Source organism: Enterococcus sp. C102(2024), assembly GCF_040888205.1.
GTDB classification, from domain to species: Bacteria; Bacillota; Bacilli; order Lactobacillales; family Enterococcaceae; genus Enterococcus; species Enterococcus faecalis.
The window spans coordinates 163,536-178,629 of sequence record NZ_JBFOHH010000007.1 but is presented as its reverse complement, the minus strand read 5'-3'; the positions used below and the strand labels follow the sequence as shown (position 1 = coordinate 178,629).

At 36.7% G+C, this 15,094-nt stretch carries 18 protein-coding genes and 1 other RNA gene; 5 read left to right on the top strand and 14 right to left on the bottom strand.

All coding sequences use genetic code 11. The features are described 5' to 3' along the window. Positions 1-66: 66 nt before the first annotated feature. The 9 genes from rfbB to map all read right to left on the bottom strand — a co-directional run bounded on the left by rfbB (position 67) and on the right by map (position 8,082). Entirely contained in the window at positions 67-1,095 is a 1,029-nt protein-coding gene (gene rfbB, locus AB3I34_RS13165) for a dTDP-glucose 4,6-dehydratase (RefSeq protein ID WP_002359895.1), read from the bottom strand. Between the two features lie 24 nt (positions 1,096-1,119). Next, on the bottom strand, positions 1,120-1,692 hold the full coding sequence (gene rfbC, locus AB3I34_RS13160; protein WP_002356893.1) for a dTDP-4-dehydrorhamnose 3,5-epimerase: 573 nt from the start codon (positions 1,690-1,692) through the stop codon (positions 1,120-1,122). A 12-nt stretch (positions 1,693-1,704) separates the two neighbouring features. Continuing rightward, on the bottom strand, positions 1,705-2,571 hold the full coding sequence (gene rfbA / locus AB3I34_RS13155) for a glucose-1-phosphate thymidylyltransferase RfbA (protein ID WP_002364387.1): 867 nt from the start codon (positions 2,569-2,571) through the stop codon (positions 1,705-1,707). 121 nt (positions 2,572-2,692) lie between these two features. Then, positions 2,693-3,406 (bottom strand): glycosyltransferase family 2 protein, encoded by a 714-nt coding sequence (locus tag AB3I34_RS13150; RefSeq protein WP_002362119.1) that lies wholly within the window; start codon positions 3,404-3,406, stop codon positions 2,693-2,695. Between the two features lie 3 nt (positions 3,407-3,409). Beyond that, positions 3,410-4,237: a glycosyltransferase gene (locus AB3I34_RS13145; protein WP_002376950.1), complete on the bottom strand. Its 828-nt coding sequence runs from the start codon at positions 4,235-4,237 to the stop codon at positions 3,410-3,412. Beyond that, a complete protein-coding gene (locus AB3I34_RS13140) occupies positions 4,237-5,025 on the bottom strand; it encodes a glycosyltransferase family 2 protein (protein WP_002359892.1) in 789 nt (262 codons plus the stop codon). Before AB3I34_RS13140 ends, AB3I34_RS13145 begins: the two co-directional genes overlap by 1 nt. A gap of 121 nt (positions 5,026-5,146) precedes the next feature. Further along, a complete protein-coding gene (locus AB3I34_RS13135; RefSeq protein WP_002366956.1) occupies positions 5,147-6,283 on the bottom strand; it encodes an MraY family glycosyltransferase in 1,137 nt (378 codons plus the stop codon). 110 nt (positions 6,284-6,393) lie between these two features. Continuing rightward, a complete protein-coding gene (locus AB3I34_RS13130) occupies positions 6,394-7,302 on the bottom strand; it encodes a YihY/virulence factor BrkB family protein (RefSeq protein ID WP_002383768.1) in 909 nt (302 codons plus the stop codon). Positions 7,303-7,317: 15 nt separating this feature from the next. Continuing rightward, positions 7,318-8,082, bottom strand: a complete 765-nt coding sequence (gene map / locus AB3I34_RS13125; protein ID WP_002356886.1) for a type I methionyl aminopeptidase — start codon at positions 8,080-8,082, stop codon at positions 7,318-7,320. 174 nt (positions 8,083-8,256) lie between these two features. Between map and AB3I34_RS13120 the strand changes: the two genes are divergently transcribed. Beyond that, a complete protein-coding gene (locus AB3I34_RS13120; protein ID WP_002356885.1) occupies positions 8,257-8,700 on the top strand; it encodes a flavodoxin in 444 nt (147 codons plus the stop codon). A 73-nt stretch (positions 8,701-8,773) separates the two neighbouring features. Here the strand turns inward: AB3I34_RS13120 and AB3I34_RS13115 are convergent, their stop codons facing one another. Beyond that, complete coding sequence (locus AB3I34_RS13115) at positions 8,774-9,247, bottom strand: TspO/MBR family protein (RefSeq protein ID WP_002356884.1); 474 nt, start codon at positions 9,245-9,247, stop codon at positions 8,774-8,776. Positions 9,248-9,404: 157 nt separating this feature from the next. Beyond that, a complete protein-coding gene (locus AB3I34_RS13110) occupies positions 9,405-9,977 on the bottom strand; it encodes a TetR/AcrR family transcriptional regulator (protein ID WP_002356883.1) in 573 nt (190 codons plus the stop codon). A gap of 250 nt (positions 9,978-10,227) precedes the next feature. On the opposite strand from AB3I34_RS13110, the gene AB3I34_RS13105 reads away from it, so the two are divergent. Both AB3I34_RS13105 and AB3I34_RS13100 read left to right on the top strand, forming a co-directional pair. After that, positions 10,228-11,466 carry an aminopeptidase gene (locus AB3I34_RS13105; RefSeq protein WP_010712635.1) on the top strand — a complete coding sequence of 413 codons (1,239 nt, stop codon included), beginning with the start codon at positions 10,228-10,230 and terminating at the stop codon, positions 11,464-11,466. 259 nt (positions 11,467-11,725) lie between these two features. Next, complete coding sequence (locus AB3I34_RS13100; RefSeq protein WP_002356881.1) at positions 11,726-12,106, top strand: PH domain-containing protein; 381 nt, start codon at positions 11,726-11,728, stop codon at positions 12,104-12,106. Positions 12,107-12,198: 92 nt separating this feature from the next. Here AB3I34_RS13100 and ffs read toward each other — a convergent pair. Together ffs and tadA are read right to left on the bottom strand one after the other, a co-directional pair. Further along, positions 12,199-12,283, bottom strand: an RNA gene (ffs, locus tag AB3I34_RS13095) — signal recognition particle sRNA small type. Positions 12,284-12,323: 40 nt separating this feature from the next. Further along, positions 12,324-12,845: a tRNA adenosine(34) deaminase TadA gene (gene tadA, locus AB3I34_RS13090; RefSeq protein WP_002362126.1), complete on the bottom strand. Its 522-nt coding sequence runs from the start codon at positions 12,843-12,845 to the stop codon at positions 12,324-12,326. A 77-nt stretch (positions 12,846-12,922) separates the two neighbouring features. Between tadA and AB3I34_RS13085 the strand changes: the two genes are divergently transcribed. Then, positions 12,923-13,774 (top strand): CdaR family transcriptional regulator, encoded by an 852-nt coding sequence (locus tag AB3I34_RS13085; protein ID WP_002383772.1) that lies wholly within the window; start codon positions 12,923-12,925, stop codon positions 13,772-13,774. 56 nt (positions 13,775-13,830) lie between these two features. Continuing rightward, positions 13,831-14,676, top strand: a complete 846-nt coding sequence (locus AB3I34_RS13080) for a PhzF family phenazine biosynthesis protein (protein WP_002359887.1) — start codon at positions 13,831-13,833, stop codon at positions 14,674-14,676. Positions 14,677-14,702: 26 nt separating this feature from the next. Here the strand turns inward: AB3I34_RS13080 and AB3I34_RS13075 are convergent, their stop codons facing one another. Next, entirely contained in the window at positions 14,703-15,041 is a 339-nt protein-coding gene (locus AB3I34_RS13075) for a hypothetical protein (protein ID WP_002356871.1), read from the bottom strand. Between the last annotated feature and the right edge of the window lie 53 nt (positions 15,042-15,094).

The following is a 15,094-nucleotide window of genomic DNA, read 5'->3' as shown; positions in this document are numbered from 1 at the left end:
GCAGGGCAAAGTAGCTTTTGTACTTTGCCATCGCCTTTCGACTGTTATCTCACATGTCAGAAAAAATTACTGACCATTTTGTGCATATTTTGCTTCAACAGCTTCTTTATCTGCACGCCACCAGTCTTCATTTTCTGTATACCACTTGATTGTTTCTGCCAAACCTTCACGGAAATTCGTGAATTCTGGTTCCCAACCTAATTCTTCGCGTAATCTGGTTGAATCAATCGCATAACGTAAGTCATGTCCTGCACGATCGTTGACATGCTCATAGGCATCAACAGGTTGTCCCATTAATTCTAAAATTAATTCCATCACTGTTTTATTGTCTTCTTCACCATCGGCTCCGATTAAATATGTTTCGCCAATTTGACCTTTTGTTAAAATTGCCCAAACAGCCGAAGAATGGTCGTTTGTATGAATCCAGTCACGAACATTTTTACCAGCACCATAAAGTTTTGGTGTAATGCCACTTAAGACATTGGTAATTTGACGGGGAATAAATTTTTCAATATGTTGATATGGACCATAGTTATTTGAACAATTTGAAATTGTTGCTTGTAAGTTGAAAGAACGAACCCATGCTTTGACTAACAAGTCAGATCCTGCTTTTGTTGAAGAATAAGGACTTGAAGGATTGTAAGGCGTTTCGGCAGTGAATTTTTCCCCTTCGCCTTCTCCATGTCCTGGTAAATCTTCTCTTAAAGGTAAATCGCCATAAACTTCATCAGTCGATACATGGTGGTAACGAACATTGTTTTTACGGCAAGCTTCGATCAATGTATACGTCCCAATCAGATTGGTTTGTACAAATGGGAATGGGTCGTTTAATGAGTTGTCGTTATGCGATTCAGCAGCATAGTGAACGACCGCATCTGTTTCAGCGACTAAACGATTAACTAATTCAGCATCAGCAATATCTCCTACGACTAATTCCACGCGATCACTTGGTAGACCTTCAAGATTTTTTTCATTTCCTGCATACGTTAACTTATCTAACACAGTTACATGAACTTCTGGATGATTCTTTACAACATAATGAACAAAATTTGAGCCGATAAAACCAGCTCCACCTGTTACGATGATTTTTTTCATAATTGAAACTCTCCTACTTTTTTCTTAAATTTCGCCATAGATAAACGGATTTTCCGCTTCAAATTCTTTTAAGGTTGGATGTTTTTGATCCTTTTCTGACGTAATCGCTTTTTCTGGCGCAATTGGCCAATCAATAGCTAACGCTGGATCGTTAAAAGCAATACCGCCGTCTGCTGCCGCATTGTAGTAATTATCACACTTGTACATAAAGTTCACGTTCGGTGTCAAAGTGACAAAACCATGGGCAAAACCTTTTGGTACTAAAAGCTGACGGTGATTATGTTCTGATAAAATGTAGCCTTCCCATTGACCATAGGTTGGACTCCCTTTACGAATATCAACAATCACATCTAATACCGCACCTGTTACAACGCGAATTAGTTTTGTTTGCGCAGCTTCGCCTTTTTGAAAATGCAATCCACGCAAGACACCTGCTTCTGTTGATAATGAATGATTATCTTGGACAAAATCAAAGTCTAATCCATGTTCTGCAAATTTAGCTTTGGAATAACTTTCTGTAAAAAAGCCACGATGATCACCGAAAACATCCATTTCGATAATTTTGACATCTTGTAATTTTGTATCAATAACTTTCACGTTTCTTCGCTCCTATTCTGCTGCTAAACGTAGCAAGTATTGGCCGTAGCCATTTTTCTTCAATGGTTGTGCCAATTCTACCAATTGTTCTTTTGTAATATAGCCCATTCGATAAGCAATTTCTTCCAAACAAGCGACTTTTAAATTTTGACGTTTTTCAATTGTTTCAATAAATGTTGACGCTTCTAATAAGGATTCGTGTGTGCCTGTATCTAACCAAGCAAAGCCACGGCCCATTACCTCAACAGAAAGTTTATTTTTTTCAAGGTAGACTTTATTAACGTCTGTTATTTCTAATTCCCCACGTTCTGACGGTTTGATCCCTTTCGCAATTTCAACCACTTCATTGTCGTAAAAATACAAACCTGTCACTGCGTAATTTGACTTCGGTTGTGCTGGTTTTTCTTCAATAGAAAGCGCCCGCATCTCTTCATCAAATTCTACCACGCCGAAACGCTCTGGATCATTTACATGGTAACCAAAGACTGTTGCCCCTGACTCTTTAGAAGCCGCTCGTTGCAACATTTTTGACAAACCGCCACCATAATAAATATTGTCCCCTAAAACTAAGCAGACACTATCATCACCAATAAATTCTTCACCAATAATAAATGCTTGCGCCAAACCATCTGGGCTTTCTTGCACCGCGTATTCGATATGAATGCCTAAATCATGGCCATCGCCGAATAAGCTTTCAAAACGTGGTGTATCTTCTGGTGTAGAGATAATCAAAATTTCATTAATTCCCGCCAACATTAACGTTGACATTGGGTAATAAATCATTGGTTTGTCGTAAATTGGCATTAATTGTTTTGATGTTGCTTTTGTTAACGGATATAAGCGTGTCCCGCTTCCGCCTGCTAAAATAATTCCTTTCATGAACAATCTCCTTAAATACTTCTATTTTTAGTTTCTATAAAACCAAATATCCTTCCCTATTATCGCATTAAGCATAGGGTTTGTCATGTTTTTTACGTAAATTTTACAAATCTGTAAAAGTTTAGCGTTGTTCCTTTAAACGCTGATGTAAAGCTTTTAATAAATTCACACGCCAATTTAATTTTTGTTGGAAACTTGTTTTGGTAATAATAGGGCTGACATTCGCTCCATGTCTTCGGTAAAGCACTAATGGTTCTTTAATGAGACCCGTTTGCTTCTTCCGTGCAGCTAATAAGCCAATCCACATATCATGCATAGGAACTTCTGGCGGAATGGGTAAAATGACGTTTTTCATCTCTTGACGAAAGGCCATACCTGCCCCAATATAGCCACTTTTTATCGCATTGCGCCAAAATCCTGGTTTGACTTTTCGAAACTTAAAATAAGAGGGATTGGTAACTTGTAAATCCGCATCAACAATTTTCAAGTCACTAATAACCACTTGGATGTCAGGGTGCGTTTCAAAATATTCTGTCACCGTCGTTACTTTATTTGGCAACCAAACATCATCTTGATCTGCTAAAAATATCACTTCGCCTTTCGTATGCGTAAGCGCAAATGCAAAATTAGCAATCACTCCTTGCCCTGGACCTTGTAACAATTGAATTTGGGGATAATTCGCTGCATACGTCCTCAAAATTTCCAACGTATGATCAGTAGAACCATCATCTGAAATAATTAGTTCATCTTCTTCACTGACTTGTAAAAGAATACTATCTAATTGTTCCGCGAGATATTTTTCTCCATTATATGTCGCAATACAAACTGAGATCATAGATTATCCTTTCATTAACTTGAGAAATTCTGCCAATGTTTGCCGCCAAATTTGGCGATTTTTGACAGTTAAAAATTGCTTACTACTGCGTAAAAATAAATGGCGTCGATGATGGGAAAACTTTTCTTGATCATATCGACGATAAAATAACGTTTCTGCTTCAATAATAGAGCGATAACGTTGAGGACTCATTGTACGATAATCTAAAACAGACAATTCTTGTTTTAGGTGGATTGGTAAGACTTCAATCTTTTTATTGGCTTGATTCAATTGATAAAAGAACCAATGATCTAAATAGTCCAAAGGAAATTCTTCCGAAAATCCTTCCAACCAGCGCAGTGTTTCTGCCGTAATGACTGTACCAGAATTGATAGCCATCAACGGTTGGTTGGCTATCCCTGCTGTTGGCTTTGCTCCTTTAAGTCCAACATATTGATCACTATATACTGGCGAAATTTGTTGTCCATTTGCTTCTACAATTGGAACATAGACTGCCACAGTCGGATCTAACGGCATGATGATCAACGTATCAAAATAAGAAGCTGGTACTTCTGTGTCTTGGTCAAGGAGCAACAATAATTCACATTGATTCGTTTGACTAAAAGCAATCGCTTCATTATAAGCGGTCGCTAGGCCTGGATTATCAGGATTATGTCGATAAGTAACATTTTGTTGTAAAAATAATGCATCTTCTTGAGGAAGTGGGCTGTTGTCATAAATAAATAAGTGCAATTCGGGATGATTTACCACTTCTTTTAATAACAAATAATTCGGCGTATCAGCCATTTTCATTTGATATAAGACGATGACTACCGCTAATCTTTGACTCATTAAAAGAACCTCCAGCCCCATTTGTTAAAAAATTTCCCCATTGATTGCATAAAGATTTTAAACAATTTTCGACTTTTATGGGCGCCCTTTTCATACATGTGAACAACCGTTTCAAAAGGCGTATAGAGAATCCGATAGCCTGCTTTGCCAAAGCGTAAACATAAATCGTTGTCTTCAAAGTACATGAAGAAACGTTCATCGAACCCACCAATTTCAACGAATTTTTCACGATCAATCAACATAAAACAACCTGAGCCCATTTTAATATCCGTTGTTTCTGTATCCGACAAATCGCGACATTCATAAATGCTCAAACGTTTATCAAAAATTTTCTTTACAAATTGAAAGGGAATAAAACGTAACATATAATCGAAGACATCTAATTTTTGACGAACTAAATATTGCGTCGTGCCATCTTCATTTAACACTTTAGGGCTAACGACTGCAATATTCTTATCTATTTTGATACGGTCTAATAAACGATCAAGCACGTCTTTAGTAACCAACACATCGGGATTAAAAATAATTGCATACTTTGTCGAAGCATTGAATAACACTTGATTATGACCATGACCAAACCCTTGATTTTCTTCAGCGCGATGGATAGTAATAAATGGTTCATATGTTGTTAATTTTTCAAGATACGCTGTTTCAGAATGATTGTCATAGATATGAATATCATAGATACTATCAGTACCTAGTTCGGCTTTTAATTGGTCTAGTACATTAAAAATGTAACGACTATTATAAGTGACAATCGAGATTGTTACCATTTCTTGCATGCTCATTTCTCCTTACTACTGAAACATCGTCTTAAAAAAAAAGCATATGTTTCACACATATACTTTTTTAAGTTTAATGGAATTATATCATAGGTTTACGCTCTCGCAAAGCAACCTAAAGATTTCTTTACTTTCTCTTAGAATGCTTGCCAAGTCGCTTTTTCATTTGCTCCTGACGATATTCACGATTCCCTAAAATCCGTAACAAATACATCAACGGTTGATGCCCTTCGCCAACTAGACCGATTAGTTCAATGAATAGTTCTAAGCCAATTAAACAAAAGACAATTAATAAAATTGATGCTACTGTACTTGAATAGCTGAACAATAAAGAGACAAAGGAAAAAACTAACGCTAATGCATAAATAGTCATGACCGCCCCTTTATGGGTAAAACCTAAAGATAACAAGCGGTGATGCAAATGCATTTTATCTGCTGAGGAAATGGGCTTCTTGTTCAATAGCCGTCGAATAATTGCATAAACCGTATCCGTAATTGGCACACCTAAAATCACCATTGGCGTAATTACCGTAATAAACGTGGCATTTTTTAAGCCCTGTAACGACATTACCGCAATCATAAACCCGAGGAATAACGCCCCAGTATCTCCTAGAAATATTTTAGCTGGATAAAAATTGTATGGGAAAAATCCCGCAATGCTCGCAACTAAAATAAAAATAACAATTGGAATATAGACCGTTTTAGCATGTAGGAAAAAATACCCTGTAATACCAATCGTGGTTAATCCAATAATGGATACGCCTGATGCTAAACCATCCAAACCATCAATTAAATTTACTGCATTCGTAATCGCTAAAATCCACAATAAAGTTAGTGGTAAACTAAACCAGCGTAAATCAATCATTCCAACAACTGGCAACGTCACAAAATCTATCCGAATTCCAGCAACAAAATAAATAACTAATGCTGCTAACAAAATACCGATTGTTTTTTTCATTGGAGTAATCTCTTTAATATCATCAATGAGGCCTGTCAAAACAACCATTCCACCAGCCAAAATAATCGGCCAAATATAATCTTGTGGGATAATCGAACGAAAAATCAATAAACATGAACTAGCAAAAGCAATGTAGATTGCAAGTCCTCCTGCTGTAGGCATATTTTTGGTATTGATTCGTCGCTCTCCTGGTGCATCATAGGCGCCAATCCGAAACGCTAGAAGCTTAACAAGTGGTGTTAATAGCAAAGATAAGATAAATGTCATAAATAAACGTATCAAAACTTCATAAATAAATAGTGACATAGTCGAACCCACTTTCTTCTCGTTCAGGGTATATTATACCGTAAACTGAAGCATTTACAAGCTGAAACATGTGTTCTGGCAACGGTTTAGACTTTTTTAAAGAAATCCATTTATTTTTTCTTTTTAAACCATCTAAACAAGCGTTGTTCAAAACTTGGTTGTTTTTTTTCTTTATCTCCAGATAAGTATTCATCGACGACAGCGTTGACAATTGCTCCTAAAATAATAATCGTGGCAGCAAAATTCAACCATAACATCAAGATGATAAAACTCCCAATGATTTGATAACTTGCGATTCTAGAACTAAAATATTTTACGTACAAACCAAAAATTTGTGATAATAGCATCCAACCGACTGTCGAAAAAATAGCCCCTGGTAAAATAGAACGTAACGATAATTTCCGATTAGGAACGACCGCATAAATCAAACACATAATCACTAATAAAACAACGGTCGTTAACGGCCATTTTAACGCTTGGAAAGTATCGATCACAGACGTTGAGTAATGGAAAATTGGTTGCAGTAATTCAATAATGTACTGACCCAGACCTAAAATTACTACTACACCAACAATCGCTACCATAAATAACAAAATAACTAAAAATGAGACCACTCTTACGAGAATAAAATTTTTCCTTTGTTCGACACCAAAAGCTTTATTCATCGCGTTTTGTAGTGCATTAATACTTTGACTGGCACTCCAAAATGCTGCTAAAGCGGAAACAGAAAGCAACCCGCCTGAACGTTGAGTCAGTAGTGAACGAATCGCTGGTTCTAAGTTCTTATAAACATCTTTCGGAATCGCCTCTGCAATATAAGGCAACACAGAATTAGGGTCGATTCTTAAATAAGGTAAGACATTACCTACCGCAATCAGTAATGGAAACAGCGAGAGTAATAAATAATAGGCAACAACCACTGAGCTGTTGCCTATTTCGGCTGTGACCATGTGACTTTGCGTTGTCTCAATAAAACGCATCAAAGATTGATTCTTTTTGATGTTGTCGAGAAACTTCATCACACACTCTCCTTATTAATAAGTCAATTCTTCGCCTTGTGACGTTAAGATTCTTGGACCTTCTTTCGTAATCGCTAATGAATGTTCATATTGACAACTTAGACCGCCATCTTCAGTATAAGCAGTCCAACCATTTGGGTCCATTTTCATGCGCCAAGTTCCTGTGTTAACCATCGGCTCAATGGTAATAACCATTCCCTCTTTTAAACGTAGTCCTTTACCTGCTTCACCATAGTGAGGGATCATTGGACTTTCATGGATAGTCGGGCCAATGCCATGACCTACAAAGTCGCGAACTACCCCGTAGCCTTCTCCTTCTACATACGTTTGAATTGCATGACCAATGTCGCCAATTCTATTTCCTACTTGTGCTTGTTCAATCCCAAGATATAGCGCTTTTTTGGTTACTTCCATCAAGCGATCAATTTCAGGTGTTGATTCACCCACGACATAAGACCAGCATGAATCAGAGATTGCGCCCTTTAAGTCGACACACATATCTACTTTGATTAGGTCGCCATCTTTTAATACTTTTTTACGAGGAAATCCGTGGCAAATTTCATCGTTGATACTACAACAAGTAGCATATTTGTAACCTTCATAGCCAATTTGAGCCGCCACGCCACCATGACTTTCAATAAAGTCTCTCACAAATACTTCAATATCCCAGCTTGTAATGCCAGGTTTAATAAACGTCCGTAAATGACGGTGAACATCCGCTAATAATTCCCCTGATTCATCCATCATTTCAATTTCTCGTGGTGATTTTAATGTAATCATACTATCTCTCCTAAACTTGTTTCATTCAAATTATTTTATCACATTTTTTGCAAAAAAGATTGTTCAAACACCAATTTTCAAAAAGTCCCTTAATAAAAGCACTCGCTAGTCTTTTATAAGAAATGCGCATCTGCTATAATAAGTGACAGAATTGTATGAGGGGGAAGAAAGTTTATGACGTTAGCTAAAATTGTGTATGCAAGCATGACTGGGAATACAGAAGAAATTGCCGACATTGTTGCAGAAGCATTTGAAGATTTAGAATTAGAGGTCGAAATTGATGAGTGTACGCAAGTCGATGCCGCTGATTTTGAAGAGGCCGATATCTGTGTAGTAGCTACATATACGTATGGCGATGGCGATTTACCTGATGAAATTGTCGACTTTTATGAAGACTTACAAGAGATTGATTTATCAGGAAAAATCTTCGGCGTTTGTGGTTCAGGAGACACGTTTTATGATGATTTTTGTAAATCGGTGGACGACTTCGAAGCAGTCTTTACTCAAATTGGGGCAAAAAAAGGCGCCGACAGCGTTAAAGTTGATTTAGCCGCTGAAGAAGACGACATCCAACGTTTAGAAGAATTTGCGAAAAAATTAGCAACTGCCGCAGAATAACTACGTTGAAATAAATAAAAAAACACCAGAGAAAAATGGCTAGTTTCCATTTTTCTCTGGTGTTTTGATATTCCTAATTTAAAAATAAAATACTGTAATTTAAAGCTGCCGCAAAAGTAACCCAAAGAATATAAGGAATCATCAACCAGCCACGCGTTATTAATTTATAACGCAAGTAGTCCCACTGTTGAACTATTAATAATAGCCATAACAATGAGATATCAATCACAGATAATAAATTATTTTGTAAAGAAAAAAAGAAAAATGTCCAGAAAAAGTTCGCAATAAATTGTAAAATAAATAGCGTAATCATCCGTTTTTTCTGTTGTTTATTTGGATGAACTAAGATGAAATAAAAAGTAATGCCCATAAAAATATACAACACCAACCACACCGGTCCAAATAACCAGCCTGGCGGAGCAAAACTTGGTAATCTCAACGCTTGATAATATTCTCTCGCATTTACTGAAAATAAGCCCGACAAGAGCCCTAGTCCGGTAATTCCTACAATACTTAGCCATAAACGCTTATCTTTCACTCGGTTCATGTTTTTTGCCCCTTTCTATTTCTCTTCTTTACTGTAGCATGGTTGCGAATAATCTACCATTAATACACTTAACAAAAAAAGACCGTTCTTTTAAGAAACAGTCTTTTGCTGTTACCTCACAGAAGTTATCAGCATGAGGTTACACTTTTTTTAATTTTTATAGGTCAATATCAATTGGTTCATCTCGTTCAAGAATTGCTTCAATACTATCTTTCATTAAATGAATGATTTGTTCTTCTGAAGGATGGATAATTCCAGAAGTCATCAATGCAGCCACACCAGTAGCGACCACCCATGTTCCCATGTGTAAAGAGTCAATTTGAACATCGTTTAAATTAGCATACTCAGGATCAGCTTTTACCGCTTCAGTAAAATAGTGATAAGAGAATTCTTGCATTTTTTTGCCGCCACCATATTCTTCTAAATAAAGCGCACGGTATAACTTACTTTCACTTGTCGCAAAATGAATATAGTTTAAAGCCAAATCAACAATTGTATTCCCGGTATGTTTTACTGGAAATACTTCTTTCGCTAAGTATTTATGAATTTTTTGGAATAAAGCATCGCGTAAATCATCCATGTTTTTAAATTCCAAATAAATCGGTTGGGTGGAACATTTCATTTTATTAGCAATATTACGTGCAGTGAACTTCGAAAATCCTTCAGTGGCGACTACTTCATAGGCAGCTGTTAAAATCTGCTCTTTCGTAATGGTTTTTTTTCTTGCCATAATTCCCTATCCCCTTTATTCATTCATATACAACGCTTCCAAATAAATGCTTATGGTTATTGTAACACGATTTTTCTATTATGCAAAATTAGAACAACTCTTTGTACAAAAGTTCACTGAGCGGGAGCACGACAACTTTTACCCCGACTTAAAATAACAGTTGATAAAGGCTTTATTTCGTTGAGTTCCCTGCTCTTCCGTGTTATGATATGAGCAGTCATTACCCATCAAAATGAAGGAGGAATCACGAATGACCTTAGAGAATTTTAATGAAAATCTAAAGAAATATGCACGTTTAATTGCTGAAACGGGTGTCAATGTTCAGGACAATCACACGGTTGTTTTACAAATCAGTGTCGATCAAGCGCCCCTTGCCCGCTTAATTACGGAAGAAGCTTATCGCTTAGGCGCGGCCGAAGTAATTGTTCAATGGAGCGACGAAACCATTCAACGTGAATTTTTAGCTCATGCTGCAACTGATCGTATTGAAAATGTTCCTCAATATAAAATTGATCAAACCGATGATTGGATTGCCAAAGGCGCAAGCCGAATTAGCGTGGTTTCTTCTAATCCTGATGCATTAGCTGGCGTGGATACACAACGTGTAGCAGCTTTCCAAGCGGCTAATGGGAAAGCATTGGTCAACCTACGAAAAGCAACGCAAGCCAACAAAGTAAGTTGGACTGTTGTAGCTGCTGCTAGTGAAGGTTGGGCAGCTAAAGTCTTTCCAGAATTAGCAACAAGTGAAGAACAAGTTGATGCACTTTGGAATGAAATTTTCAAAACAACACGAATTTATGAAGAAAACCCAGTCATTGCTTGGGATATCCATGATAAAAAATTACAAGAAAAAGCGGCTGAATTAAACGAACAACAATTTACTGCTTTACACTACACAGCTCCTGGGACAGATTTAACGATTGGTTTGCCTAAAAACCATTTATGGGAAGGCGCTGGTAGTTATAACGCGCGTGGGGAAGAATTTATGGCTAATATGCCAACAGAAGAAGTTTTCACCGCCCCAGATAGTCGCCGCGTTGATGGTTATGTTTCTAGTACAAAACCACTAAGTTATGCTGGCACTATCATTTCGGGAATGAAATTTACATTTAAAGATGGAAAAGTTGTTGACTTCTCAGCTGAACAAGGCGAAGAAGCATTGAAAAATCTCTTAGCTATTGATGAAGGTGCCAAACACCTAGGGGAAGTTGCTTTAGTACCCGACCCTTCACCAATTTCACAATCCGGTTTGATTTTTTATAATACATTGTTCGATGAAAACGCCTCTAATCATTTAGCCTTTGGTTCGGCCTATGCCTTCAACTTACAAGGTGGCACGGAGATGAGCGAAGAAGAATTAGCTGCAGCTGGTTTAAATCGTAGCCAAACGCATGTGGACTTTATGGTAGGATCTGACAAAATGAATATTGACGGCATTAAAGAAGACGGGACGGTTGTTCCAGTTTTTAGAAATGGTGATTGGGCATAGTCCTACCAAATGTTGAAACCAAAGTTTTTAGCTCCAAGAAATAAGAAGAAACTGCTTTTATTCAGTAGGTTCTTTTAAAATTTAGAAAGTGAGGCCTAAGTTGCAGCGACTTAGGCCTCACTTTCTTATGCTAAAAAATCAATTGCATTCGAAGGACCTTTAACGTTATAATCAAATTGAAAGCGGATTCTTTTACACGATATAAGTTTACTTTTAAATAAAAGAATTTTTTTCAAAAAAGTAGAATTGGAGAATTAACATGGGATTATTTGATGGATTATTAGGAAATGCAACACAAAATAATAATGAAACAGCTGAAAAAGAATTACGGGATGTTTTAATCCCTAACGAAAAAGTAGATATGGCCTTCACTTTAGTAAGAGATTTAATTGTCTTTACAGATAAACGCTTAATTTTAGTCGATAAACAAGGAATTACAGGTAAAAAAGTTGATTATAAATCGATTCCCTACAAATCTATTTCACGCTTTTCTGTTGAAACTAGTGGACATTTCGACCTAGATGCGGAACTAAAGATATGGATTTCAAGTGCTGAATTACCTTCAGTAAGTCTTCAATTTAGAAAAGATAAAGATATTGTTGCTATTCAACAAGCCTTAGCAGCTGCTGTATTATCTTGAATCCACTAAAAAAGACAGGAAAGCGACCAACTTTCCTGTCTTTTTAATTTTAGATAAAATAAAAAAGGCTTCTCAGCCTTGATACGTTCCTTATTCAATCAGACACATGGCGGCACTTGCTTAGTGCTGCTTCCTTCCGGATCTGACACAATTCACTAGCCCGCCATTGTCCTAGCCTTTCGGCAAAACCTAGTATAACGTATTTTTATTCTTTTGACTAGTCTTTCTTTTGATTTTTTAAAAGTTTCTCTTCTTTTTTCTTTGCCCGTAACTTTTTAAAGAACTGAACTAGCAATAAGCGACACTCTTCTTCTAAAACGCCTGCTTCGACATAGGCCACATGATTGAAGCGTTCATCTTCTAATAAATTCATCAAAGTCCCAGCAGTGCCTGCTTTAGGATCGGTTGCGCCATAATAAACTTCTGGAATTCGTGCCAAAAGCATCGCCCCACTACACATTGGACAAGGTTCTAAAGTTACAAATAATTGGGTTTCTTCTAGACGCCAATTTTCTATCCCGCGACACGCTTCTTGGATTGCATACATTTCTGCATGCGCCGTTGCTTCTTGCCGTGCTTCTCTCAGATTATGCCCGCGGCCAATAATTTCCCCTTGCCGAACAATTACAGCTCCAATAGGCACCTCAGCCAAACCTTCTGCTTTTTTCGCTTCTGCAATGGCTTCTCGCATAAAAAATTCTTTTTCTTCTTGTGTTAACGTTGTTTCTTTTTTTCCCAATTAATTTCCACCTTTCGGCTTTTTCCCACTAAACTTCTGTCTTGCTTCATGGTACAATAAATCAGTGAGGTGTGTCTATGATTATTGAAAATTTATCTCAGCTTTATCCCAAAGGCTATTTATCAAAAACAATTGGTTCCGAAGCCACCTATTCAATTCCTGTTGACGACCAATTTTTCATTGTGAATAAAGCTTTCTTAAGTATTAAAGAACAGCATTTATTGGAAGCGCTTTTCCCAATTTCTGAAAACCCAACAATTACTGGTAACCATCCTTGGTTCAGTTACTTATTTCAACAGGCAAAATTACCTGCCGAAGGGACCTTTCGTATGTTGCAAATTCAAACGAATGTCACAAAAGAATTACAAGCTGAATGGCAATTTAATTTAACAAAGATGTTTCCAGATACAGTTGATTGTTTCAGTCCAAGTAATAATATGTATATTTTAGTTGAAGAACAGTCAAAAAATACCTTTCAACAAGAAGAAATTCAAGGGATCTTTTTAACATTAGATACAGACTTTGATTGCACTAGTGCTGTATTTGTTGGCAATTTTTATTCCTCTGAAGACATTCTCCGGCGTTGTTTCCATGAAGAACAACGTATTTTTTCAGAAGAACTTAATTCCTCTAGTCGGACGACTGTTTTTAGTTTAACTGATGTTGCCCTCCACTATTTTACCAAGGAAGCCATGAGCCAAAATGTACTTGTTGAGTATTATCGTCGTTTATTAAATAAAGACACCGATATTCAGCCAATCATCAGCGCTTTGTGGAAAAATCAAGGCAATATCAGCTCCACTGCAAAAGATTTATTTATGCATCGAAATACGTTACACTATCGGTTGGAAAAGTTTTTTGAACAAACTGGCTTATCTTTAAAAAAAATGGATGATTTAATCTTTTGTTATTTGTTATTAAGAAAGTAGTACGTCCATTTTTTACTCGTATGTTTTTTATTCCCAATTAGAAAGTAGGCGTTCCAATGAAAATTACCGCATATGTCGCTAGTGCATTTAGTAAAAACCACGAAGGTGGCAACAAAGCAGGCGTTGTTTTTATGACACAGCCCTTAACGAGAACCCAAAAAATGGCCATCGCCAAAGAACTAGGATTTGCAGAAACTGCTTTTATTTCAGACTCAAAGATTGCTGATTTCCGCCTTGAATATTTTACACCAAAAGAAGAAGTCGACTTATGTGGCCACGCGACAATTGGCGCTTTTACCATTATGAAGCACTTAAATAAATTATTGCAAACAGCATATACAATTGAAACGAACAGCGGTTTGCTCGCAATCACGGCTAACGGTGAACAACTATTTATGGAACAAACTGTCCCAACTTTTTATGATACGCTCACTTTAGAAGAATTGAGCGGCTGCTTTGATTTAAACGCAGTGGCAACTGCTTTTCCTATCCAGATTGTGTCAACGGGCCTAAAAGATATTTTGGTTCCCATTAAAAATGCGCAATTATTACAGGATTTACAACCAAACTTTGAAAAAATTAAGTTACTTAGCCAAAAGTATGGAGTTATTGGGATGCATCTTTTTGCTTTGTCTGAAGAAAATATCATTTGTAGGAATTTTGCACCTCTTTATGACATCGATGAAGAAGCCGCTACTGGTACATCAAATGGTGCGTTAGCTTGTTATCTGTACCATCACCAAATTTTACAAAAAACCAATTACACCTTTGCCCAAGGTTATACCTTAAACGCTCCTTCAGAAGTCTTAGTGCGTTTGAACACTACATCCCAAAAGACAATTGATCAAGTTCTAGTTGGTGGCAGAGGCTATTATGTTGAAACAAATGAATTATTTTTATAAAAAAAAGATGGCCTAGGCCATCTTTTTTACTTCATTGCATCTTCAATAAATGTGAAAAAGCGTTCTTTTAAAGAATCTGTATTGTCTTTAACTTTTTCGCCATATTCAGCTAATTTTGAACCGCCATCTTTCACACGATCCACAACATTTAAAACAGAATCTAATTCATCATCAGATAAATCATCGACAATCGATAATAATTTTTGGTTTCCATCAAATTTATCGTCTACAAACTTTTTAACTTTATAACGATTGGAAACATGAGATACCTTCTTAATAATTTTTTCAGAAGCGATGACTGCAACAGAGACACTTGCAACTGCAGCAATGCTTAAACCGATACCAATTTTTGTTGATGCTTTCATTTCCTTCAGCTCCTCTGTTATTTTCTACTTTAATCATAACATATTATTACTTT

Coding starts and splice junctions, on each gene's coding strand:
- rfbB (WP_002359895.1), bottom strand. CDS start 1,095: ATGAAAAAAATCATCGTAACAGGTGGAGCTGGTTTTATCGGCTCAAAT.
- rfbA (WP_002364387.1), bottom strand. CDS start 2,571: ATGAAAGGAATTATTTTAGCAGGCGGAAGCGGGACACGCTTATATCCG.
- AB3I34_RS13150 (WP_002362119.1), bottom strand. CDS start 3,406: ATGATCTCAGTTTGTATTGCGACATATAATGGAGAAAAATATCTCGCG.
- AB3I34_RS13145 (WP_002376950.1), bottom strand. CDS start 4,237: ATGAGTCAAAGATTAGCGGTAGTCATCGTCTTATATCAAATGAAAATG.
- AB3I34_RS13140 (WP_002359892.1), bottom strand. CDS start 5,025: ATGAGCATGCAAGAAATGGTAACAATCTCGATTGTCACTTATAATAGT.
- AB3I34_RS13135 (WP_002366956.1), bottom strand. CDS start 6,283: ATGTCACTATTTATTTATGAAGTTTTGATACGTTTATTTATGACATTT.
- AB3I34_RS13130 (WP_002383768.1), bottom strand. CDS start 7,302: ATGAAGTTTCTCGACAACATCAAAAAGAATCAATCTTTGATGCGTTTT.
- map (WP_002356886.1), bottom strand. CDS start 8,082: ATGATTACATTAAAATCACCACGAGAAATTGAAATGATGGATGAATCA.
- AB3I34_RS13120 (WP_002356885.1), top strand. CDS start 8,257: ATGACGTTAGCTAAAATTGTGTATGCAAGCATGACTGGGAATACAGAA.
- AB3I34_RS13115 (WP_002356884.1), bottom strand. CDS start 9,247: ATGAACCGAGTGAAAGATAAGCGTTTATGGCTAAGTATTGTAGGAATT.
- AB3I34_RS13110 (WP_002356883.1), bottom strand. CDS start 9,977: ATGGCAAGAAAAAAAACCATTACGAAAGAGCAGATTTTAACAGCTGCC.
- AB3I34_RS13105 (WP_010712635.1), top strand. CDS start 10,228: ATGACCTTAGAGAATTTTAATGAAAATCTAAAGAAATATGCACGTTTA.
- AB3I34_RS13100 (WP_002356881.1), top strand. CDS start 11,726: ATGGGATTATTTGATGGATTATTAGGAAATGCAACACAAAATAATAAT.
- AB3I34_RS13085 (WP_002383772.1), top strand. CDS start 12,923: ATGATTATTGAAAATTTATCTCAGCTTTATCCCAAAGGCTATTTATCA.
- AB3I34_RS13080 (WP_002359887.1), top strand. CDS start 13,831: ATGAAAATTACCGCATATGTCGCTAGTGCATTTAGTAAAAACCACGAA.
- AB3I34_RS13075 (WP_002356871.1), bottom strand. CDS start 15,041: ATGAAAGCATCAACAAAAATTGGTATCGGTTTAAGCATTGCTGCAGTT.